Annotated in this window: 18 protein-coding genes; 10 read left to right on the forward strand and 8 right to left on the reverse strand. The window is 67.5% G+C overall.

All coding sequences use genetic code 11. The annotated features are described in order from the left end of the window. Window positions 1–32 precede the first annotated feature (32 nt). From NMI01S_RS26235 to NMI01S_RS26245, 3 genes are all read left to right on the forward strand, one after another. Window positions 33–872 (forward strand): DUF72 domain-containing protein, encoded by an 840-nt coding sequence (locus tag NMI01S_RS26235; RefSeq protein WP_063001376.1) that lies wholly within the window; start codon window positions 33–35, stop codon window positions 870–872. A gap of 98 nt (window positions 873–970) precedes the next feature. Beyond that, window positions 971–1,483: a MarR family winged helix-turn-helix transcriptional regulator gene (locus tag NMI01S_RS26240; RefSeq protein WP_063001377.1), complete on the forward strand. Its 513-nt coding sequence runs from the start codon at window positions 971–973 to the stop codon at window positions 1,481–1,483. Next, complete coding sequence (locus NMI01S_RS26245; protein WP_063001378.1) at window positions 1,480–4,023, forward strand: MFS transporter; 2,544 nt, start codon at window positions 1,480–1,482, stop codon at window positions 4,021–4,023. Before NMI01S_RS26240 ends, NMI01S_RS26245 begins: the two co-directional genes overlap by 4 nt. On the opposite strand, the gene NMI01S_RS26250 is transcribed toward NMI01S_RS26245, so the two are convergent. Beyond that, complete coding sequence (locus NMI01S_RS26250) at window positions 3,996–4,502, reverse strand: hypothetical protein (RefSeq protein WP_063001379.1); 507 nt, start codon at window positions 4,500–4,502, stop codon at window positions 3,996–3,998. The genes NMI01S_RS26245 and NMI01S_RS26250 overlap by 28 nt on opposite strands. A gap of 387 nt (window positions 4,503–4,889) precedes the next feature. Here NMI01S_RS26250 and NMI01S_RS26255 point away from each other — a divergent pair, with 387 nt between their 5' ends. From NMI01S_RS26255 to NMI01S_RS26265, 3 genes are read left to right on the forward strand one after another with little or no spacing between them, the layout of a single operon-like run. After that, window positions 4,890–5,939: a helix-turn-helix domain-containing protein gene (locus tag NMI01S_RS26255; protein ID WP_063001380.1), complete on the forward strand. Its 1,050-nt coding sequence runs from the start codon at window positions 4,890–4,892 to the stop codon at window positions 5,937–5,939. Beyond that, complete coding sequence (locus tag NMI01S_RS26260; protein WP_063001381.1) at window positions 5,936–7,339, forward strand: pyridoxal phosphate-dependent aminotransferase; 1,404 nt, start codon at window positions 5,936–5,938, stop codon at window positions 7,337–7,339. The genes NMI01S_RS26255 and NMI01S_RS26260 overlap by 4 nt, the downstream gene beginning before the upstream one ends. Further along, the gene (locus tag NMI01S_RS26265; protein ID WP_063001382.1) at window positions 7,336–8,358 is read left to right on the forward strand and encodes a Rossmann-fold NAD(P)-binding domain-containing protein; all 1,023 of its coding nucleotides are present in this window, start codon (window positions 7,336–7,338) and stop codon (window positions 8,356–8,358) included. Before NMI01S_RS26260 ends, NMI01S_RS26265 begins: the two co-directional genes overlap by 4 nt. On the opposite strand, the gene lipB is transcribed toward NMI01S_RS26265, so the two are convergent. The 3 genes from lipB to NMI01S_RS36060 all read right to left on the reverse strand — a co-directional run bounded on the left by lipB (window position 8,301) and on the right by NMI01S_RS36060 (window position 10,856). After that, a complete protein-coding gene (gene lipB, locus NMI01S_RS26270) occupies window positions 8,301–8,951 on the reverse strand; it encodes a lipoyl(octanoyl) transferase LipB (protein WP_063001383.1) in 651 nt (216 codons plus the stop codon). The two genes, NMI01S_RS26265 and lipB, sit on opposite strands and share 58 nt — an antisense overlap. 59 nt (window positions 8,952–9,010) lie before the next feature. Continuing rightward, window positions 9,011–10,240 (reverse strand): DUF475 domain-containing protein, encoded by a 1,230-nt coding sequence (locus NMI01S_RS26275; RefSeq protein WP_084513309.1) that lies wholly within the window; start codon window positions 10,238–10,240, stop codon window positions 9,011–9,013. Window positions 10,241–10,361: 121 nt separating this feature from the next. Further along, window positions 10,362–10,856 (reverse strand): aggregation-promoting factor C-terminal-like domain-containing protein, encoded by a 495-nt coding sequence (locus NMI01S_RS36060; protein WP_245717029.1) that lies wholly within the window; start codon window positions 10,854–10,856, stop codon window positions 10,362–10,364. 452 nt (window positions 10,857–11,308) lie between these two features. Between NMI01S_RS36060 and NMI01S_RS26285 the strand changes: the two genes are divergently transcribed. Genes NMI01S_RS26285 through NMI01S_RS26295 form a run of 3 tightly spaced genes read left to right on the forward strand, consistent with a single transcriptional unit; the run spans window position 11,309 to window position 15,367 of the window. Next, entirely contained in the window at window positions 11,309–11,836 is a 528-nt protein-coding gene (locus NMI01S_RS26285) for a MarR family winged helix-turn-helix transcriptional regulator (protein ID WP_245717030.1), read from the forward strand. Window positions 11,837–11,849: 13 nt separating this feature from the next. Beyond that, window positions 11,850–14,549, forward strand: a complete 2,700-nt coding sequence (locus NMI01S_RS26290; protein WP_084513285.1) for an MFS transporter — start codon at window positions 11,850–11,852, stop codon at window positions 14,547–14,549. Next, a complete protein-coding gene (locus tag NMI01S_RS26295; RefSeq protein WP_036509014.1) occupies window positions 14,546–15,367 on the forward strand; it encodes a YceI family protein in 822 nt (273 codons plus the stop codon). Before NMI01S_RS26290 ends, NMI01S_RS26295 begins: the two co-directional genes overlap by 4 nt. 25 nt (window positions 15,368–15,392) lie before the next feature. On the opposite strand, the gene NMI01S_RS26300 is transcribed toward NMI01S_RS26295, so the two are convergent. Both NMI01S_RS26300 and NMI01S_RS26305 read right to left on the reverse strand, forming a co-directional pair. After that, window positions 15,393–15,725 (reverse strand): hypothetical protein, encoded by a 333-nt coding sequence (locus NMI01S_RS26300; RefSeq protein ID WP_063001385.1) that lies wholly within the window; start codon window positions 15,723–15,725, stop codon window positions 15,393–15,395. A 206-nt stretch (window positions 15,726–15,931) separates the two neighbouring features. After that, window positions 15,932–17,104 carry a PucR family transcriptional regulator gene (locus NMI01S_RS26305; RefSeq protein WP_063001386.1) on the reverse strand — a complete coding sequence of 391 codons (1,173 nt, stop codon included), beginning with the start codon at window positions 17,102–17,104 and terminating at the stop codon, window positions 15,932–15,934. A gap of 159 nt (window positions 17,105–17,263) precedes the next feature. On the opposite strand from NMI01S_RS26305, the gene NMI01S_RS26310 reads away from it, so the two are divergent. Then, the gene (locus NMI01S_RS26310) at window positions 17,264–18,808 is read left to right on the forward strand and encodes a long-chain-fatty-acid--CoA ligase (protein ID WP_063001387.1); all 1,545 of its coding nucleotides are present in this window, start codon (window positions 17,264–17,266) and stop codon (window positions 18,806–18,808) included. Window positions 18,809–18,813: 5 nt separating this feature from the next. On the opposite strand, the gene NMI01S_RS26315 is transcribed toward NMI01S_RS26310, so the two are convergent. After that, window positions 18,814–19,359 carry a TerD family protein gene (locus NMI01S_RS26315; protein ID WP_063001478.1) on the reverse strand — a complete coding sequence of 182 codons (546 nt, stop codon included), beginning with the start codon at window positions 19,357–19,359 and terminating at the stop codon, window positions 18,814–18,816. Between the two features lie 104 nt (window positions 19,360–19,463). Next, a complete protein-coding gene (locus tag NMI01S_RS26320) occupies window positions 19,464–21,527 on the reverse strand; it encodes a CocE/NonD family hydrolase (RefSeq protein WP_063001388.1) in 2,064 nt (687 codons plus the stop codon). Between the last annotated feature and the right edge of the window lie 33 nt (window positions 21,528–21,560).

Raw genomic sequence — 21,560 nt, forward strand, 5'->3', positions numbered from 1 at the left:
GTGTTGTCACCGCCGGCGGATACCGTCGACACATGACACTCTCGGTCGGATGCGCGCAGTGGACGCACGAGGCGTGGCGCGCGTATCAGCCGGATTCGCGGCGGCGCCTGGGCGGGTATGCCCGGTACTGCACCGCGGTGGAGGGCAACACCACCTTCTACGCGACGCCGAACCCGGCCACCGTGCGGTCGTGGGTGGATCAGACGCCCGAGGACTTCCGCTTCGTGCTGAAGCTGCCCAAAACCATCACACACGAGCGCAGGATGCGCGGTGCGGAAACGGAATTGGCGGAATTCCTGCGCGCGGTCGAACCGCTCGGGCCGCGCATTCACGCGCTGTGGGCGCAATTGCCGGCCTCGTTCGGGCCGGACGATCTCGGCGTGCTCGCCGGACTGCTGCACCACCTGCCGCGCCGGTATCGCTGCGCGGTCGAGGTGCGCCACCGCGCCTTCTTCGCCGACCCCGAGGCCGCCGGCCGGTTGGAGTATGTGCTGGAACGTGTCGGCGCCGAATGGATTCCGTTCGACACCACCACCCTGTTCGCCGCGCCGCCGCGCAGCCCCGGCGAATACGAGGCGAGTGCGAAGAAGCCGCGGCTGCCGCGCCGCCTACGGGCGCTGACCGAATATCCGATCGTGCGGTATCACGGCAACGACGATATCGAGGCGACCGTCGCCGGCTGGCGGCCGTGGCGCGATCTCGTCGTCGAGTGGTTGCGCGAGGGACGGTCGCCGACGGTCTTCGTTCACACTCCGGACAATGCGGATTCGTTACTGCTGGCCCGGCGGTTCTACGATGACGTGCGGTCCGCCGGCGCGGAGCTCCCGGCCCTCGTGGACCCGGCGCCGATCGAGCCGATGACCTTGTTCTGAGGAAATGAACGACCGCCGTACGCCCTCTGTATAGTTGGCGCCGGCAACTATTTGTACGCGCTAAGCAAGTCTGCGGATCTGGGAAAAGGGGACACCCGATGACCGCTGCCGGCCTTGACCGCACCGTCACTGCCACAGCGCTCGACGACGCCGATCGACTCGGCGCTCAATTGATCCGGTTCGTTCGCGCGGTGAATCGTGCGAAAACACAGTTGTCCAAGGCGGGTCCGGACGGACTGGAGAAACTCGCCTACGCGATGCTGTTCTGCCTGGTTCACGACGGACCGCAGCGGACCGGGAAGCTGGCCGAGCAACTGCACGCCGAGATCTCCACCATCAGCCGGCAGACCAGATCGCTCGTGGCGCACGGCCTGGTCGAGCGTCGGGCGGACCCGATCGACGGCCGGGCATGTGTTCTGGCCGCGACCGACGAGGGTAGTCGGGTGTTCGCCGAGAATCGACGCTTGCGCAACCTCTGGATCGCCGAGGTGATGGCCGATTGGCCTGCCGCGGACCGGTCCACTCTGATCGCTTTGCTCGACCGGCTCAACTGCGGTATCGAATCAACTCCACCATCGACGGCCGAACCGAAACAGGGCTTGGAAATATGACCACTTCGACCACCCGGGAGCCTGCGGCGCAGCCGGCCCCGGGCCCCGCGCCGGGCACCCTCTCGCATCGGCAGATTTTGACTATTTTGTCTGGTTTGTTGCTGGGGATGTTCTTGGCGGCGCTGGATCAGAATATTGTGAGTGTGGCGATTGTCCGGATCGCGAATAGTTTGCATGGTTTCGATCAGCAGGCGTGGGCGACGACGGCGTATTTGATTACGGCGACGATTTCGACGCCGTTGTACGGCAAGTTGGCCGATATCTATGGTCGGAAGCCGTTCTATCTGTTGGCGATCGGTATTTTCGTGGTGGGTTCGGCGGCGTGTACGTTCGCGACGTCGATGTATGAGCTGGCGGCCTTCCGCGCATTCCAGGGTCTCGGCGCGGGTGGCCTGATGTCCTTGGCGTTCACCATCATCGGGGATATCGTGCCCGCTCGCGAACGCGTGCGGTACCAAGGCTATTTCATGATGGTGTTCGGCACCGCGACGGTCGCCGGCCCGGTGCTCGGCGGCTTCTTCTCCGATTACGACACGCTGTGGGGTATCGACGGCTGGCGTTGGGTGTTCCTGGTGAACGTCCCGATCGGTGTGCTCGCGCTGGCCGTGGTCGCGAAGGTGCTCAACGTGCCGCACGAGCGGCAGCGGCATCGTGTGGACTGGTTCGGTGCGATCGCGCTGGCGATCTGTGTGGTGCCGTTGCTGATCGTGGCCGAGCAGGGCCGCGGCTGGGGCTGGGAGTCACCGCGCGCGCTGCTCTGCTACGGCATCGGTGCGGCGGGGCTCGTGCTGTTCGTCCTCGTCGAATTTCTGATGAAGGACGCCGCGCTGATCCCACTGCGGCTGTTCCGGAATTCGACGTTCTCCATCACCATCCTGGGCGGCTTCATCGTCGGTATCGCGATGTTCGGCGCGATCAGCATGGTGCCGCTGTATCTGCAGGTCGTGCGGGGCTATTCGCCCACCAAGGCCGGTCTGCTGATGCTGCCGCTGGTGCTGGGCATCATGATCGGCTCGCTGATCGCGGGGCAGGTCACCAAACTGACCGGCCGCTACAAGATCCTGCCCGTACTGGGCACATTCGTCATCGCGTGCGGGGCGGCGTTATACGCGCAGGTGCACTACGACAGCCCGCTGTGGCAGCCGCTGGTGTACAGCGCGGTCATCGGCTTCGGCCTCGGCGGCTGTATGCAGACGTTGATCATCGCGGCGCAGAATGCCGGTCCGCGGTCGGATATGGGTGTGTCGACGGCGTCGGCGACCTTCTTCCGGCAGATGGGCGGCACGCTGGGTGTCGCGGTCTTCCTGACGATTCTGTTCAATCTGTTGCCGCACAAGATCATCGACGCGTTCGGCGGTGTGCTGCCGCCCGGCTTCGACACCGGGAAGCTCGACCAATTGCAGGCCAACACCAGCGGGATCGCGGCACTGCCGGCGCAGGTGCGCGAGCCCATCCTGGTCGGCTTCACCGATTCCCTGCACGGCGTGTTCTACGCCGCCGCCGGCGTGGCGCTGCTGGCCTGTGTGGTGCTGCTGTTCATGAAAGAGATTCCGCTGCAGGACAGTTCGGCACCACCGGCGCAGCCGCAGCGCGCCGAACCGTCGCAGGACGTGCCGACCGTGGCCGACGTCGAAGCCGCCGAGTCTGCGCTCGAACCCGAGCGAGAGCCGTTGTGGGACGCGGAAGGCGAAGCCGCCCGGTCGGAATCGGAGCCCGCCCTCGCCGAACCGGCCGCACACACCGCGTTCCCGGAGGTCGTCGGCGACGTGCAGGGCGACGCGCGTCTGTCCGGACGCATCCACCGCGACGACGGGCAATCCGTCCCCGGTGCGGCGCTGACACTGATCGACCAACGGGGACACCAGGTTTCCCGCGCGACGACCGACGAGGCGGGCGGCTACCGCCTGAGCGTGCCGGACGCCGGCGGCTATGTGCTGATCGCTTCCGCCGAGGGGCATCAGCCCGCCGCGGTGAACGTCACGATCGGTTCCGAACCTCAGACGGTCGATCTCACGTTGCTGGGGTCGGGGGAGCTGTCCGGCATCGTCACCGAGGGGCCGGGCCGGCCACTGGCGGGCGTGACGGTCACCCTGACCGATCGGCGCGGCGAGGTCGTCGGTGCTGCGGTGACCGGAGCCGACGGCGCCTACGCCTGTCACGGCATCGTCGCCGGCACCTACACCCTGGTCGCGGTCGCCGGACATCGGAGGCCGGATGCCACCACGCTGACCGTTCCCGAAACCGGCATGTTGCGTTACGACATCGAACTCGCGCCGATGGCGGTGCTGTCGGGCCGGGTGCGCTCGGAGCGTGGTCCGGTCGCTCACGCCCACGTGGCGGTGCTGGATTCGGGCGGCGCGGTGGTGGCCGCCGCGTGGACGGACGGCGACGGCCGCTATCGGATCGACGATCTTCCCGCCGGGGACTACACGGTGGTGGGACGCGGCTATCCGCCGGCCAGTGCGCGGGTGGCGGTCGACGGCGAACGGATCGCCCACGACCTGCGGCTCTGCTATGAGGGCGCGGCCGACAGATCGTGATCGGTATGCCGCGGCCGGTGCAGCGACACCGGGGTGCGGTGGGCATGCGGGAGGTGCGGGTGGCCTCGGACCGGGCCGTATTCGGTGGTACGCGCCCCCCTGTCACCCGGCCCGATATCCCCGGGCTCGATATCCCCGGGCTCGATATCGCCGGGTTCGGTGTCGTCCGGCCCGATATCGCCGGATCGCAGGGCTGTGCGTTCGAGGACCCGGGCGCACAGCCGGATCACCGCCTCGTCCAGGGTGATGCCGAGTTCGGCGGCGTGCAGGGTAGCCATCTCGACGACCCCCAGGTCGTCCACGAAAGCCGGATCGGACAGGATCTCGTCCAGGATCATGCCGCTCAGCGCCTGTTCCTGGGTCAGCAGCTCGCCGGGCAGCCAGCTCAGCAACCATCGTCCGGGAAGTGACGGCAGGCGCTGGGCAGATTCCGGGGTGACATCGCTGGTCATCAACCAGTCGGTGATATGAAGCGTCATGGCATTCCCCTTCCACCAAGCCGGCCGCTGCGGCGGTCGTTGCCGCTCCGATGAACGGAGAGCCGGTGGCTATAGCTAAATGCTAAGGACGGCTTTCCGGGGCTGTCAACTAAGCATCAGTGCTTATCTGCGATATCTTCGGGACCTCAATGCTCATCTTCAATCAGATATGCCCAGCGAATATCTGAATTGATTACCGGAGAGGGTTGCGACGGCGTGAAAGTTGGCTCTGCGGAACGCTTTCGAGCGTCGTGTGGCAGAATCCGCAGCGGGCCGGGCGTATTCGAGTTATCGGCGAGCTGCGTTCGCCGCGCGTTCACCGGAGTAATGAAAAATTGATGTTTAGCTGATGATGCGATGGGCCACATGTGATTAGAATTCCGCATCGTGACACAATCTGACCCAGACGGTGGCGAACGGATCGGCGAACTGGTGCGCCGGCTCCGTATCGAGTCCGGTCTCACCCAGGCCGCGCTGGCCAAACAGGCGGACTGTTCACGCAGCCTCGTTCAGCAGATCGAGAACGGCACCCGCGTGCCGCCGCTGCCGCTGCGGGAACGACTGAGTTCGGCGCTGGGGCAGGAACTTCCGATGGACGGCGTCGCCGGCTCGTCCGAACCCGGCGGGCATTACGACCTGCGGATGCGCTTCAACGTGCTCCTCGGCAAGGACCCCGGGGTCGTGGATCGGGTGCTGACGATCGCGCAGACCGTGCTCGACGCCCGCGGTGCGCGCGAGGAGGTGGAGCCGTTGCGCCTCATCGCCGCTCGCCAGCTCGAGCGCGCGGAAGAGCTACTGGCGCAGATACCTTCGCGCAGCGCAACGGTGTGGGAGTGGAATACGGTCAACGACTGGCTGACCATCCTGGAACAGGCCGAACAGTCCGTGCGCGCCATTCACACCGCCGACCTGGGCACCATCGGCGGCGACGTCGGCGACGACTACCATGCCGCGATCGTGCGCCTCGCCGACGCGGTGCACGAGCCGCGAGTCACGGTGCGGCGCATGTACGTTCTGGACCGCATCGAAGATGTGTGGCCCTACGACGACAAACTGTGGTGGCAGGCGCGTTCCGGTGTCGAGAGTGTGCTGGTCAAGCGGGAGCACGCGCGCAACGCGCAGAGCATGCTGGTCGTCGACGACCGGTATGTCTGTGTCGGGGAATACGACTACTCCCGCCAGACCCGGGTCGCGACGCGCTTTTCGGTGCTCAAACACGATGTGGCGTTCGCGGTCCGGCGCTTCGAGAAGCTCTACGACCTGCGGCGCATCGGTTCGGCGATCGTGGTCAACGATCTGCTGGCCGATCCGCGGCTGGCCCGATTCGACCGCCTGGGCGACGGTGAGGGGCGGGACCTGTTCCGCGAGACGCTCGTTCGCGCCTGGGACGACATCCCGGCACCCGGTCAGGCGTCGCTGGAAACAGGGCGGCTGTGACGAGCGGCCCCCGGCACGCCGAGCGGGCCGCCGCCGCGATGATCCTGCGTTCGGAGGAGCGCAAGAAGCAACTGCGCCGGCAGCTGTCGGAGACCGCGCCGTTTCCTGGCCGATCGGGCCGCCGGTATGACGGTGTCCTGGACGCGTACCACGGCGAGACCGGATTCGAGATCGATCCGGCGGCGTCGCGCGCCCTGCGGCGGGCGTGGAACGACTTGGCGCCGCATCGGATCCGGCGCAGAGGTCTGCCGGACTACGACAAGCGGCAACCGCTCGAGTTGCGGGAGTCGGCCGCCGCCCGCCTGTTCGACCGGCTGCACCGCCCCGCCGACGGAGTGACCGGCGTCCGGGTTCGTGCCGACGAGGTTGTCGTCTGCCCGTATTCGAGCATGCTGATGCTCGAGGAGGTGATCGCGACCGTCGTGCGTCCCGGCGCGGTGATCGTCTGTCCCGAGGGCTTCTACAAGAACTTCGCCACGCACATCGCGAAATTCGATGTGCGCGTGGTGGTTCCGGAGGCCACAGCGGACGATTCGTTCCGCATCGACCCGATCGCACTGGCCCGGGAACTGGCACGGCACGGTGATGCCGTCTGTGCCGTACTGCTGACGCTGCCGGGCAATCCGGTCGTCACGCGGTACTCGTCGGACGAATTGCGGGAACTCGCAGAGGTGCTCGTCGCGGCCGAGGTTCCGGTGGTCTGCGATATGGCCTTCGACCGGCTCGTCGGCGGGCATATCCCGCTCGCCGCGCTGGAGGTGCCGACCGCGCAGGGCTCGGTCCGGTTGTACGACCGGATGGTGACCGTGACCGGTAATTCGAAGGGCTACAACGCTTTCGGACCGTGCAAACTGGGCGCGGCGTGCACCGGCGACACGCAGTGGCTGGAGCGCATCCGGGCGCGACTCACCATCGCTTTTCAGCGTGAGAGTACACATCTGGTGCGCGCGGTGCTGGACCATACGCCCGACGCCTATTTCGAGCACAACCGGAAGCTGGTGCGCGAACAGTTCGATACCGCTCTGGACCGGATCGCCGCGATCAATGCCGAATTCGGCTCGAATGTTCTGCGGCCGTTGGGCTCCGGCGCGAGCATGTTCCTGTCCGTGGTCGCCGACTCGGCCCTTTTGGATGCGGCGGGCGTGTGCGACAGCGCCGATCTCGAGGATCTCTTGCTGGCCGGTGCGGGAATCGACAGTGTCGCGCTGGGGCGTACCGGTTCACCACGGACGGGTGTGCGGCTCAACGTCCTCGCGCCCCGGCACGGACCCGGCACCGAGTCGCGAGAGTTGATCGACGAACTGTTCGACCGGCTCGGCGGGCTGGTCGCCGAGCTGAGCGGTGGCGCCACCTACCGCGACATCCTGCGGCGGCGCGGAATCGCGGAGCCACCGGCGTGATCGTCGGCGTGCTGCGCGAGACCGCCGCCCGGGAACGGCGGGTGGCGTTGACGCCGGACGGAGTCCGACGCCTGATCACGGCCGGCATGCGGGTCGTGCTCGAGGTCGGCGCCGGGCGGGCGGCCGGATTCGACGACGCCGCCTACCGGTTCGCGGGGGCGGCCCTCGTGGACGATCCGGGCGCGGTGGTCGCGGCGTGCGATGTGCTGGCCTGGGTCAAGCCGACCACCCACGACCTGCGCGCGATGCCGCGGCGGCCGCATCTCACGCTGATCGGCTTCCAGGACCCGCTGCGGCGAGCGCCGGACATCGCCGAACTGCGGGATGTGGGCGTGGAATCGATTGCGTTCGAGCTGTTTTCCCACGAAGCCGGTGCCCTGGACGCGCTTTCGGCGATGAGCCGGATCGCCGGCAGTGTGGCCTATCTCGCGGGCCGGCGGCTGGTGCCGCGCACCGTGCGCAGGCCGATCCGTTCCCTGATTCTGGGATGCGGGCCGGCCGGACTGTCGGCCGTCGCGGCGGCAGCCGCGTGCGGGGCCGAACCGCCGGTGGTGCTGGGACGTCGGCCCGAACTGCGACAGGCGCTGAACGCGCAGGGCCCCAACGTCTTTCACTGGTCCCGCGACATCGACACCGCCTGCGTCCTGGAGCGGATCCGCGCGGACGAACCGGATCTGGTCTTCTGCGCCGCGGTGCGGCGTGGACAACGGGCTCCGCTGCTGGTCGACGGGACTGCGCTCGACGCGCTGGGAGACGGCGCGGTCGTGGTCGACCTGACCGCCAAGGCGGGTGGCAACTGCGCGGCGACCGTCACCGACGCGACCGTGGTGCTGCGCAACGGCGTCGTGGTGACCCACCGCTCGAACTATCCGGCGCGCCGACCGGCCCCGGCCAGCCGGGCCTACAGTGCGGCGGTAACCGCCGCGATACTGCGACTGGCGGAATCCGGTCTGCCGTGTGATCAGACGGTGTCGGAGGCTTCCGCTTCGAATGCTTCCGCCACGATCGGACGAACCTGATCCATTCCGGCACCCGGTTGTTCGCGCCGCACCGACGTCATATCCACGTCGGGCAGTCCGCACGCGACGGCCCACTGCCACGGTTCCAGGTCGCCGTCGACATTCACGGCGAAGCCGTGGCTGGTGACGCCGCGGCTCTGCCGCATGCCGATGGAGACGATCTTGCGGCCCGTCTCGACGGTCCACACGCCGGTGAGCAGTTCCGAGCCCGGCGGAGTATCGCGGCGTTGCGCCCGGATGCCCAGCCGGCCGAGCGCGGCGACCAGGCGGTATTCGACCTCGCGGATGTAGTCCACGACGCCTTCGCCCGCACCGAGTTTCACGACGAGGTATCCGACGAGCTGCCCCGGGCCGTGATAGGTGAGCTGTCCGCCGCGGGTGGTCTCGACCACCGGAATCCCGTGGTCCGGATCGGGGAGATGCGCACTCGGCGTCCGGCGCCCGATCGTATAGACCTGCGGATGGCTGAGCAGCCACAACGTATCCGGCCGTTCGTCGCGCTGGCGCTGTTCCACCAGTTCGGTCATGCGTTCCATGGCCTTGTCGTAGTCGACGAGTTCGTCCTGGATCAGTGTCAGCGGCCGCGCCCTCATGATCCGAGAATACGACCGGTGCCGACGGCGACGTCGCGCAGCGCGCGGTACGCCATTTCTCAGTACGCCTCGGTGTTGAGTTTGTCCCGCGCCGGCAGTGCGTCGCCGCGCACCGTGACCCGATCGATGGGCAAGCCGCCGTCGAGGCTGGACAGCGTGCCGGCATCGCCGCGCAGCGTCAGCTCGTCACCGCCGAGGGACAGATGTTCCAGCTCGGTCTCGGTGACAGCGGACGTACGGTGACGCCGGTTGTGCACGATGCTGCTGAGGTAGGCCGCGGCGATGATCCCCACTCCCAGCAGGCCGGTGACAACCTCGTTCAGGTGATGGCCGGTGGAGACCAGCAGGATCGCCGCGAGCGCGCCGATCGCCCAGTGCGCACCGTGTTCGAGATAGATGTACTCGGCCAGCGTGCCGCGCCGGACCAGGTAGACGGTGATCGAACGGACGAACATCGCGCCGATCAGCCCCAGCCCGAGTGCGATGACGATCGGATCCGCGCTGATGGCGAAGGCGCCGATCACGCCGTCGAAGGAGAACGAGGCGTCCAGCACTTCGAGGTAGACGAAGCCGAAGAAGGCGGCGCGCCCGGTCAGCAGAGCGGCGCGCGAGGGGCCCTGTCCGGGCTGCTCGTTCTCGAAATGGGCGCCGAGACCGTCGACGAGAAAATAGGTGGCCATGCCGAGAGCGCCGGAGACCATGACGACGTCGGCCTTGTTGTTCGGCGCGAGCACTCCGGCGGTGAGCACCAGCGCGATGAGCGCGATCACCACGGTGAACATCGAGAACCGCCCGATCCGCGCCAGCGGGCGCTCGAGCCAGCTCAGCCAGGTGACCTCACGCTGGGCGCAGATGTAGTTCAGGAACAGCAGCAGCAGGAACATCCCGCCGAAGGCCGCGATCTTCGGATTGGCGTCGTTGAGCAGTGTCTCGTAGCTCGGCCGGCCGTCCGGGAAGAAGGGCGCGCCGCCGGCGGGCGGGTTCATCGCCAGCCGCAGCGCCTCGATCGGGTCCAGATGCGCACCGATCGCGACCACCACCAGTGGGAAGACCAGGCGCATCCCGAAGACCGCGATCACCATTCCCACGGTGAGGAAGATGCGCTGCCAGAACGCGCTCATGCGTTGCAGGACACTGGCATTGACCACCGCGTTGTCGAACGACAGCGATACCTCGAGAACGCCGAGGGCTGCGACCAGCACCACGGCCTCCGGCCCGCCGTACAGCACCGCGACGACCAGGGACGCCGCGGCAACCAGGAACGACAGGGCGAAAACTCGCACGAACATGCCGATGCCTTTCGTCAATTCGACACCCGCGGGGGGTATGACCTCGCGGGTCACAGCATTCAGAGTGCTCGCAACCCTGCCTCGATTGTGACAGTTGAAGTGGTCCGGCGACAATCGGCAGCTAGTACCAGTGGTGGGACTGCCAGAATGCCCACGCCCCGTCGGGGCTGCCGTACCGCTCGACCATGTAGTCGTAGGTCCAGCGGATCTGGGTCACGGGGTTGATCATCCAGTCCACGCCGTGGGAGGCCATCCGCTCCGGCGGCAACGCCTGCCCGAGGCCGTAGGCGCCCGATTCCGGATTGACGGCGAACGGATTCCAGCTGCTCTCATGCGTGATCACGTTGTCGAACGAGGGGAACTGGGGGGCCGGAACGATCGTGAGGGCGACCGTCTTCATCGGCAGGCCCAGCAGCAGACCCGCCGTGGCCGACCCGGAGGATCCCGCCGAGCCCGAGGCCGAACCGGATGCCGATCCGGAGGTGTCGGCGCAGGCGGGGCCGCAGTCGGCGTCGGCCGTCGTCGCCAGGGCCGCCAGTGCTCCGACCAGCCACAGTGCGCAGAACGCGGCGAGGGCGGCGCGGCGCAGGGGGAACTTCGGTGTCGTCTCGGTCACAATTTCGACGGCGGCCGAGGCGGGTGCCGAAGATGGCGGCAAGGTTGCCGGGCCGATCGGCGATGCGGAAGTGACCGGAAAATGCGTTGCCGAATCGGTGGGCTTCGCGGTCTGATTTGTCGGCTGGGCCGGAATTCGGGCGGGCTCGATTGGCGCAGACATGGTCAGCTCGGTCCTTCCGTGTCGACTTGCCGATCGATCAGAGTCGGAAATGCGACAGGTCGAGCAAACCATCGGTAATCCCGGGATGTCCGGATTGGGATCGGCGTGTCCGGCACGGGCTTCCCAGGTGTGAGCCGGGGTACGTGCGAGCGGGATCCGAACGTATGTATAGTTGGCCTCAGCAACTAGTTGTACATGCTAATCAAATGCGTCGCGGGGAGTAAGGAAACTCGATCATGGTCGTCGATGCCCGTGATTCCCGTGTGAGCACGCGGGCCGAAGGCGGTAGCTTGCGTAACCACGTAGGCCCTGGCGAACACGGCATCGAACACAGCGCCGGCGTCACCGAACAGGATGTGGCCGATCGACTCGGCGGCCAGCTGATCCGGTTGATGCGGGCGATCGGCAGAACCAAATCGCACATAGCCAAATACGGTCCGGACGGTCTGGAGCGATTGGCCTATTCTGTGCTGTTCTGCCTGGTCCACGACGGTCCGCAGCGGACGGGGAAGCTGGCGGACACCTTGCATACCGAAACGTCGACCATCAGCAGGCAGACCAGATCGCTGGTGGCACACGGTCTGGTGGAACGCCGGGCCGACCCTGTGGACGGACGGGCCTGCGTGCTGGCGCCCACCGCCGAAGGGGTGCGGGTCTTCGAGGAGAACCGCCGAAACCGCAACCGCTGGCTGGCCGAGGTGATGGCCGAGTGGCCCGCCGACGAACGGGCCAGATTGACCGATCTCCTCGAGCTGCTCGTCTGCGGCATCGAAGAATCCACAGCTGAAAAATCCACCGCAACAGCCGAACCGAATTAGGGCTTACATACACATGACGACTTCGACCAGTGAGGCTCCGCCGGCGCAGCCGAACGCTCCGACCGTCGCGCCGGCGGCGGATGTGCGACCGTCTCTGTCGCATCGGCAGATTTTGACTATTTTGTCTGGTTTGTTGCTGGGGATGTTCTTGGCGGCGCTGGATCAGAATATTGTGAGTGTGGCGATTGTCCGGATCGCGAATAGTTTGCATGGTTTCGATCAGCAGGCGTGGGCGACGACGGCGTATTTGATTACGGCGACGATTTCGACGCCGTTGTACGGCAAGTTGGCCGATATCTATGGTCGGAAGCCGTTCTATCTGTTGGCGATCGGTATTTTCGTGGTGGGTTCGGCGGCGTGTACGTTCGCGACGTCGATGTATGAGCTGGCGGCCTTCCGCGCATTCCAGGGCTTGGGTGCCGGTGGCCTCATGTCGCTGGCCATGACCATCGTCGGCGATATCGTCCCGCCGCGTGAACGGGCCCGCTACCAGGGCTATTTCATGATGGTCTTCGGCACCTCGACCGTGCTCGGCCCGGTGCTCGGCGGCCTGTTCTCCGATTACGACACGCTGTGGGGTATCGACGGCTGGCGTTGGGTGTTCCTGGTGAACGTCCCGATCGGCGTCGTCGCGCTCGGGGTCGTGGCCAAGGTGCTCAACGTCCCGCATCAGCGGCAGAAGTTGAACGTCGACTGGTGGGGCGCGATCGCGCTGGCGATCTGTGTGGTGCCGTTGCTGATCGTGGCCGAACAAGGCCGCACCTGGGGCTGGGGTTCCGGCGATTCGGTGATCTGCTACGTCATCGGCGCGGTGGGCCTGGTGTTGTTCATCGGGGTGGAATACCTGATGAAGGATTCCGCGCTCATTCCGCTGCGGCTGTTCAAGAACTCCACGTTCTCGGTCGTGATGATCGGTGGTTTCATCGTCGGTATCGCGATGTTCGGCGCGATCAGCATGGTGCCGCTGTATCTGCAGGTCGTGCGCGGCTATTCGCCGACCGAGGCGGGTCTGTTGATGCTGCCGCTGGTGCTGGGCATCATGATCGGGTCGATGATCTCCGGTCAGGTCGTCAAGCGCACCGGCCGCTACAAGATTCTGCCGGTGGTCGGCACCTTCCTGGTGACCGTCGGCGCGCTGCTCTACGCCCAGTTGCACTTCGACAGCGCGATGTGGCAGGTGCTCGCGATCGGCGCGCTGGTCGGTCTGGGCCTGGGCTGCTGTATGCAGACGTTGATCATCGCGGCGCAGAATGCCGGTCCGCGTTCGGATATGGGTGTGTCGACGGCGTCGGCGACCTTCTTCCGCCAGGTCGGTGGCACGCTGGGTGTCGCGGTCTTCCTGACGATTCTGTTCAATCTGTTGCCGCACAAGATCACCGACGCCTTCGGCGGTCACCTGCCGCCCGGACTCGACGCCGGCAAGCTGAACCAGTTGCAGGCCAACACCGCCGGAATCGGGGCGCTGCCACAGCAGATCAAGGATCCGATCCTGATCGGGTTCACCAACTCGATGCACGGCGTCTTCTACGCCGCGGCGGGCGTGGCCCTGCTGGCCTGCATCGTCATGATGTTCATGAAAGAGATTCCGCTGCAGGATGCGTCGGCGCCCGCACCGGCGCCGAAGGATCCGGTCGAGGCGGCCGAAGCCGAATGGGCCGAGAACCAGGTGTGGGAGGGCGCCGCCCAGGCGCTCTCCGAGCCAGAACCGGTTCTCGCCGCCGCGGCCGCAGGTCGGCACGCCGCGGCCAACGGGCACGAATCACATCGAATTGCGGAGGTTTCGGCGATGACCAACACTCCTGTCGTCAACTCCCACGGCAGCGGCCACGCCATCGGCGGGCAGGTGCAGCGGGCCGACGGCCGACCGGTCGCGGGCGCCGCGCTGACACTGATCGACCAACGCGGACACCAAGTTTCGCGTTCGACCGGCGACAGCGGCGGCCGCTATTCGATCGAGCCGCCCGGCGCGGGTAGCTACGTGCTGATCGTCTCGGCGAACGGTCACCAGCCGGCCGCGGTGAATGTCACCGCCGACGGGCGCACCCAGCGCCTCGATCTGACCCTGCAGGGTTCGGGTGAGCTGTCGGGTACGGTCCGCACCGCCGTCGCCGGACAGCCGCTGGCCGGTGCGACCGTCACCCTCACCGATCTGCGTGGTGAGGTGGTCGGCGCGGCCGTCACCGACGCGTCCGGCAACTACCTCTGCCACGGTGTGGTCTCGGGGACCTACACCCTGGTGGCGGTCGCCGAACATATGCGACCGAGCGCGACCGCGCTGGTCGTGCCCGACAGTGGCCTGCTGCACCACGACATCGAGCTCTCGCCGATGGCGGTGCTGACCGGAACCGTGCTCGCCGACGGCGGTGCGGTGCCGGACGCGGAGGTCACGGTGCTGGATCGCTCCGGAACCCCGATCGGGACCACTCGCACCGACGAGAACGGCCAGTACGTCCTGACCGACCTCAGCGAGGGCGAGTACACGGTGGTCGCGCGCGGTTATCCGCCGGTGACCAGCCGGGTCACCGTCGGCGGCGGCGAGGTCGAGCACGATGTCCGGCTGGGTTACGACGACGGTGACGAGGGCGATCGCCCGGCCGCCGAGCCCACCGGAGTCGCCGGCACGAACGGTGTCGCGACGAACGGAGAACGGAACGGGGTGCGGCACAATGGTGTCGAACCCAGTGGTGTCGATCAGAACACGGAGCTGTCATGAGCGGTTTGACCGCACAGGTTCGCAATTCCGATGGCTGGCCGGTGCCGGGCGCGCTGCTGACCGTGACCGATCTGACCGGTCGCCAGCTCGCCCGGGCGGTGGCCGACGAGACCGGGGCGGCGGCCACCGAGCCGCTGCCCGCCGGTATGCACACCGCGGTGGTGACCGCCCCCGGCTATCAGCCGGTGGCGCAGATCGCGCGGATATCCGCTTCCGGCAGTGGGCAATTGGGTGCGGTGGCGTTGCAGTCGGAGGCGAGCTCCGTCGGCACGCCGGCGCCCGGCCCGTGGACCATCGACCCGGTGCATTCCACGGTAGTGGCCACCGCCCGCCACCTCGGCATCGCGAGTATCAAGGCGCGGTTCGCCGAGGTGGGCGGCCGGCTGGACGTGGCCCGGAACTTCGAGCAGACAACCGGATTCGCCGAGATCAAGGCGGCCAGCATCGATACCGGAATCGGGATGCGTGACGACCATCTGCGCTCGGCCGACTTCCTCGATGTCGAGAGCTACCCGCTGATCGGCTTCACCGGAACCGGATTGCGTCGCACCGGCGCCGATACCTGGGTGATGCCCGGTGAATTGGAGTTGCACGGACAGCGCCGCCCGGTGGAGCTGGACCTGACCTACGGCGGTTCGGGACCCGACCCGTGGGGCGGGGTCCGCGCCGCCTTCCATGCCGAAACCCATCTGCACCGTAACGATTTCGCGATCGACTACAACGCCGTCGTACGCGCGGGCGTCGCCGCGGTGGGCACCACGGTGAAGGTCGAGCTGGATATCGAACTGGTGCAGGGCGATTCGCTGCCGCAGATGTAGCGGGCGGGCCGGCCGGGAGAACCGGTCAGCTCGCGTGGCGTTCCGGGACGACCCAGATGCGCTGCACCACGGGGAATTCCGTGGTGTCGGCGCTGGGGTCGACCTCGATCTCGGGATCGAACTCCGGATACCAACGCGCCATGCCCGCAAGGGAATTCGCCGAACTGGGAATGTCGAGTTGCAACTCGATGGTGTCGGTGAACGGGTCGATCACCGCGGCGTGGCGGGCCGGCTCCGGCGCGGCGTGGCGCGGGCGAAACCGTAGTCGATCGATGAAGTCATCGACGGAGGTGTATCCGGCCTCGTAGATCTCGGCCAGCAATCGTTCGGCGGGCGACGGGGCGTGGGATCCGCGCATACTGTCCCTCGATTTATCGATGTTTCACACTACGGTGTTGTTCAGGGGCGATGGGGGCTGTCGGGGACGCAGCCCCCATCTGACCTGATGTTGCGACAGCGGGACGCTGTGGGCATGGCGACCCGCTCTGCAAGCCTCGAGCTATCGAGGCAGTCCGAGCCTAAGCCACTTCGTGGCAACCGCACGGCATTTCGGGGGAAACTTCACTAATTCGCAGACGCGAAATTCGTTGTGCCAGGCCGTACCAGACGGTCGTATTGGATCGCCCACCACACCTGTGCGCCGGTGTGGGCCCGGCGCAGATCGCACCCGGTCAGCTCCTCGAAACGAGCGATGCGATAGCGGACCGTATTGGGGTGCACGATCAGTCGCTGGGCGGTCGCCTCGACGCGCATACCGGTATCGAGATATGCGGTGACGGTATCGATCAGCGTCGTCGCCGAGCCGCTGCTGCCCAAGGGCGCGAGATAGCGGCGCACGAGTTCGGCGCCCAGTTCGGGATCGGCCGCGACCCCGGGCAGCAGGCCGAGACCGTCGAATTCGCAGGTGCCGGTGCGGCCGAGAGCGGCCGCGGTGGCCAGGGCGCGGCCCGCCAGCCGAAACGACCGTGGGGCCTCGGCGAGCGGGCGCGGCGGGCCGAACGCCAGCAGTGCCGAACCCGGGATGTGGATCGTGCGATCGGTGAACCCGGCGTAATCCCCGTCGATCACGGTGCGGAAGGCGTCATCGGCGCCCTGGGGTCGCAGCAGGCGGTCGAATTCGGTCGGCGGCGCGGCGTCGGCGCGGGCGCGGAAGGCCCGGTAGTCGGCGTCGGCGCGCAGGCCGTAGCGCTGGATTCCCAACGTCAGTTCGGTGGCCGAGATCGTGCCCGCCAGCACCGCCCGCGTGAATTCCGCGCGCTGGATGCGGTCGTGACCGGCCCGGGTGCGCTCGACCTCGTGGTGGGCGTCGGAGAACGAGGTCGCGGCCTCGTCGACCAGGCGCAGCAGGTCCCTGGTGATCTCGAACAGCACCGCGTCGTCGGCGCCGCATTCGGCCGCCACCGCGCTCAAGGTCTCGAGATGCAGCCGTTCGGCCAGGCGCCAGGCTCGCAGCAGCGCTTCCATCGACACGTCCTGAGTGGCGCGGATGCGGCCGTAGTCGGTCAGCCGGGCACCCTCGGGCGGCTCGATATCGGCCGTACCGGCGAGGGAGGCGAACAACCGGTCCATGATCGCCGTCGTCGTCGGGAGCAGATCGGCCGCCTCGATCGTGCGGTAGTCCGGAATCTCGGCGCGGGCCCGGTCGACGATGCGGGCCGCGAGGGCGTCGCGCTCGGCCCGCATCCGCACCAGCAAGCGCTGCCGCGGAGAACTCGGGACCTCGGACGATTCGCTCATGACAGGCCCGAGGATACGACGCGCCTTTGGAGAAACCAACAAAACGCGGCCCCCGAACTTCGACACGGACTCCATGGCCGCCCAGCCTGTGGCGTACGACACTCAACGGTGTTCTTCTGAGACCCCGCCTGAGCGAAGCGAAGGCAGAAAGCAGAGACCATGTATCTCACTCAGGGCCTGCACCGGGCCGTCCAGCAGAACCCCGACGGGGTCATGTCGATCTGCGGCGATCGCACCCGCACCTTCGCCGAGGGCGCCGACCGGGTGGCGCGGCTCGCCGCGGCGTTGCGGCAGCTGGGCGTCGGCGAGGGCGACCGGGTCGCGATCCTGGCGCTCAACGGTGACCGATATCTGGAATACGTGCTGGCGGTGCCGTGGGCCGGGGCAGCGCTGAATCCGGTCAACATTCGCTGGAGTCCGGCCGAAATCGCCTATTCGCTGGAGGATTCCGAGACCGCGGTCCTGCTGGTCGACGATGTCTTCGCCGCGATGGTGCCCGCACTGCGGGCGGCCGCGCCGGTGCTGCGCACCGTGATCCACTGCGGTGACGGTCCCGCGCCCGACGGCATGCTGTCGTACGAGGAACTGATCGCCGGCGCGGATCCTGTCGAAGACGCGCGCCGCGGTGGTGAGGCCCCGGCCGGAATCTTCTATACCGGCGGTACCACCGGTCACCCCAAGGGCGTGGTGCTCAGCCATGCCGGATTGCAGATTTCGGGCCTGGGCAGCCTGTCGACCGGATATCTGGCGCAGCCCGGCGCCCGCTATCTGCATGCCGCGCCGATGTTCCATCTGGCCGATCTGGCCGGCTGTGTCACCCAGATCATGATGGGTGGCGCCCAGGTGATGGTCCCGGCGTTCGATCCCGTCGCGGTGATGAAAGCGATTGCCGATCACCAGGTTACGGATACGCTGCTGGTGCCGGTGATGATCCAGATGATCGTCGACCACCCGCAGGTGAGCGAGTTCGATCTGTCCAGTGTGCGCGGCATCGTGTACGGGGCCTCGCCGATCGCGCAGGCCGTGCTCGAGCGCGCCATGCGAGCGTTCCCGCAGGCGCGTTTCGCTCAGGCCTACGGGATGACCGAATTGTCGCCCGTGGCAACGCTGCTCGGCCCCGACGACCACCTGGCCGGACGGTTGCGTTCGGCGGGCCGCGCGGCTCCGCACGCCGAGGTGCGCATCGCCGATGCCGAGGACAACGAGGTGCCGCGTGGGACCGTCGGCGAGATCCTGGTGCGCGGCGGCCATGTGATGCTCGGGTACTGGAACCGGCCCGAGGAGACGTCGGCGGCGCTACGGGGCGGCTGGATGCACACCGGCGACGGCGGCTACATGGACGACGAGGGGTACGTCTACATCGTCGACCGGATGAAGGACATGATCGTCAGCGGTGGCGAGAACGTGTATTCCGCCGAGGTGGAGAACGCGGTCTCCGCACATCCGTCGGTGGCGGCGTGCGCGGTGATCGGTGTCCCGGACGAGGAGTGGGGCGAGCGGGTGCACGCGGTGATCGTGTGCCATGCCGGCGCCACCGTCACCGTCGAGGAGATCCGCGACCACGCCAAGCAGTTGATCGCCGGATACAAGGCCCCGCGCACCATCGAGCTGGTCGACGCGCTGCCGGTTTCCGGTGCGGGCAAGATCCTCAAACGTGAACTGCGCAAACAGTATTGGGGTGATGCGGAGCGGCAGGTGCACTGATCGCGTCAGCGCAGCAAGCCGGCCAGGCGTGGTAGCGCCTCGACGGGATGAGCGGCGGTGATTCCCGCGGCGATCTCGCGGAATTCCCAGCCGCGGCGTTCGCGGCGGAACACTCCCACCACCATGCCGGTGTCGCCGCCGACGCCGAGTTCGCGATCGGCGAGCACGGTCCCGTCGGCGCCGGTGACGCGGCAGCGCGCGTTGTCGATATCGGCGAAGGTCTGTCCGCTGTAGCAGGTGACGACCACGGCCACGGCGGTGATCTCGGGGCGCACCCGGGTCAGGTCGAGGGTGATGATCTCGTCGTCGCCCTCGTCCTCGCCGGTGACGCTGTCGCCGAGCAGCCGCACCGCGCCGTCGGCGGAGATCAGTTGCTGGTGATACACCACCTCGACGGGGTGGTCGCCGGCCAGGAGGACGGCGGCGGCGTTGAGGTCGATCGCGGTGCGGCGGGCACCGAACCAGCGCCGGCCGTGGGCGGGGTCCCACCCCAGGCCGACGGTCGCGAATTCCACCGGCCCCGTAGCGCCTCGTGGTTGTTCTCCGGACATCAGCCGCACCTCCCCGCCGAGCGGTGCGACGTCGGCGCGCACCGGCTTCTCGCGGTAATTATGGACCGCCGAGTGCGACCGTGACCGGCGGCCGGTCCCGTAATTCAGCCGAGGGGCCGATCGGTGGGCAGGTTGACGTAACTCGGCGCGTTCGGATCCAGGCGCAGATGCTGGGGCTTGAGTTCGGAATCGTTGAGCATCGGACGGAACGGCATGGCCTTGGGCGCGTTGGCCGCGAACAGATCGATACGCAGCCGATGTCCGATCTGGAGCCGCGCCTGGGTCGGGATCACCGCGATGTCGAGGCCCACCGGTTCGCCGGGCGTCACCGGCTGCCGCGCCGCGGCGGTGAGGAGATGGAACGGAACGGTGTAGTCGCCGTTGGCGGATCGGGAGCTGCGGGCATCGTCGACGGCGCGCATGGAGACGGTGAGCTGACCGGTGGTCAGGGCCGTGGAGGTGCCGTCGGGCGCGACGTCGTTGACGGTGGCGCTCCAGAATCCGTCGGTGGCGTCCTGCACCGTCTCGAGGTGGATGTCGATCGGCCCGGAGATGGCGGTCGGCGCGGACACCGGGGCGCTGGTGAAGGTCAGCGCATCGTGTTCTGCCACTCGGGAGTCCTTGGCGCAGGTGTCGAGCATCGCGGCCGAACCGGCCGACCCCTGGGCCGCGTCCCGAGAACAGAGGGTCGCCAGCCCCGGCGCGACGGTGAGTGCGGAGACCTCGGCCGGCGGCTGGGCGCTCAACGAGCCGTCGTGCACCGCCGCATCGGTGGTTCCGCTGGGCGCGGCCGTCAGGTAGATCCGGCGGTGGTCGGCTCCGGGCTGCGGATACTGCGGCAGTGTCACCCAGCCGCCGCCCTGTTCCTTCAGCACGATGGGGCCGTAGCCGTCGATACCGTTGTCGATGTCCTTGAGCCACTTGTCGAACCACGCTCGCTGCAGCACCTCGAGCCGCGGCGGGGCGCCGGGTACGCCGGTACCGGCGCCGGGATTGGCGTGATAGGTGTCGCCGACCACGAGTTGCTTGCGCCCGGCCGGCAGCGGGATGGCCTGATAGATCTTGGTGGCGCTGTTGGCGAAGATGTCGTGCCAGCCGCCGTAGACGAAGGTGGGCACGGTGACTCGTTCCGGATGGCCGGTGAGGGCTTGGCGGAAATCGCTGCCGGAGTCGAGCGCGTCCGACAGGGCGGGCGGCATATCGTCCATCGACGGCGTCAGCAGGGCCTGGGCGAGCAGGTCGACATTGGTGGCCGGATCCGCCACCCGGGCGGCGAGCCATTTCCAGTCGAAGGTTCCGTCGAAGATCGACTTCACGTCGGGGATCAGCTTGAGCTGATTGACCGTCTGGAGCCACATCGGCAGGAAGGTGGTGCCGACGCCCCCGCCCGGCGCCACCACATCGCGCATGAGATCGCTGCCGGGGACGACCGGGAAGATGGCGCGCAGCGCCGCCGGGGCGTCCTCCGCCGCGCGCAGCTGGTTGATGGCCGCGTACGAGCCGCCGCTCATCGCCACCTTGCCGTTCGAGAACTGTTGTGCCGCAGCCCAATCGATCACCTCGCGGGTATCGAGCTGTTCCCGCGCGCCCAGGGTCTCCCATTTGCCCTGGGACTGTCCGGTGCCGCGCACGTCGGCGACCACCAGCGTGTAACCACTGCGGATCAGGTTGCGGTCCAGGCCGAGGACGGTCGGCACGGTGCCGCCGTCGAGGGCGTGCAGCAGATCGCCGAAGCTGCTGATCGGGGTGCCGGAGAGGTTGATCTGCCGCACCAGCGACATCACCAGCGGCTGCAGTTCCGGATTCTCCACCGCCGAACCGATCAGATCGGTCATCAGCTTGGTGTAGGGCGTGAGGTTGACGATGGTCGGCAGTGGCTGGGCGACCACGGCGCCGGATGCGTCGACCGGCCGGTAGACGTCGGCCTTCAGCACCACCCCGTCGCTCATCGGGATCGCCACATCGGAATCCACGTGGACGTCCGGATATTGCTGCGGGCCGTCGTGCACGGCGGTCCACTGGTCCTCCCGGCCGGTGAGGCTGGGGGCGCCGGAGTGCGGTAGGCCACCGAAGAGCGCGGTGGCGGTCGCGGAAATCCCCACTGCCGCAACGGCAATCAGGGTTCGGACGGGCACGACGGGTTTGCGCGATCGCAGCTGCCCGAACATCACGCCCCTTCTCGGTTGAGTTTTCGCGCACGA

This window comes from Nocardia mikamii NBRC 108933, assembly GCF_001613505.1.
Classification (GTDB): domain Bacteria; phylum Actinomycetota; class Actinomycetes; order Mycobacteriales; family Mycobacteriaceae; genus Nocardia; species Nocardia mikamii.

What these genes read in the sequence shown, in the direction of transcription:
- NMI01S_RS26235 (WP_063001376.1), top strand. Translation starts at nt 33, where the DNA reads ATGACACTCTCGGTCGGATGCGCGCAGTGGACGCACGAGGCGTGGCGC.
- NMI01S_RS26240 (WP_063001377.1), top strand. Translation starts at nt 971, where the DNA reads ATGACCGCTGCCGGCCTTGACCGCACCGTCACTGCCACAGCGCTCGAC.
- NMI01S_RS26245 (WP_063001378.1), top strand. Translation starts at nt 1,480, where the DNA reads ATGACCACTTCGACCACCCGGGAGCCTGCGGCGCAGCCGGCCCCGGGC.
- NMI01S_RS26250 (WP_063001379.1), bottom strand. Translation starts at nt 4,502, where the DNA reads ATGACGCTTCATATCACCGACTGGTTGATGACCAGCGATGTCACCCCG.
- lipB (WP_063001383.1), bottom strand. Translation starts at nt 8,951, where the DNA reads ATGAGGGCGCGGCCGCTGACACTGATCCAGGACGAACTCGTCGACTAC.
- NMI01S_RS26275 (WP_084513309.1), bottom strand. Translation starts at nt 10,240, where the DNA reads ATGTTCGTGCGAGTTTTCGCCCTGTCGTTCCTGGTTGCCGCGGCGTCC.
- NMI01S_RS26290 (WP_084513285.1), top strand. Translation starts at nt 11,850, where the DNA reads ATGACGACTTCGACCAGTGAGGCTCCGCCGGCGCAGCCGAACGCTCCG.
- NMI01S_RS26295 (WP_036509014.1), top strand. Translation starts at nt 14,546, where the DNA reads ATGAGCGGTTTGACCGCACAGGTTCGCAATTCCGATGGCTGGCCGGTG.
- NMI01S_RS26300 (WP_063001385.1), bottom strand. Translation starts at nt 15,725, where the DNA reads ATGCGCGGATCCCACGCCCCGTCGCCCGCCGAACGATTGCTGGCCGAG.
- NMI01S_RS26305 (WP_063001386.1), bottom strand. Translation starts at nt 17,104, where the DNA reads ATGAGCGAATCGTCCGAGGTCCCGAGTTCTCCGCGGCAGCGCTTGCTG.
- NMI01S_RS26310 (WP_063001387.1), top strand. Translation starts at nt 17,264, where the DNA reads ATGTATCTCACTCAGGGCCTGCACCGGGCCGTCCAGCAGAACCCCGAC.
- NMI01S_RS26315 (WP_063001478.1), bottom strand. Translation starts at nt 19,359, where the DNA reads ATGTCCGGAGAACAACCACGAGGCGCTACGGGGCCGGTGGAATTCGCG.
- NMI01S_RS26320 (WP_063001388.1), bottom strand. Translation starts at nt 21,527, where the DNA reads ATGTTCGGGCAGCTGCGATCGCGCAAACCCGTCGTGCCCGTCCGAACC.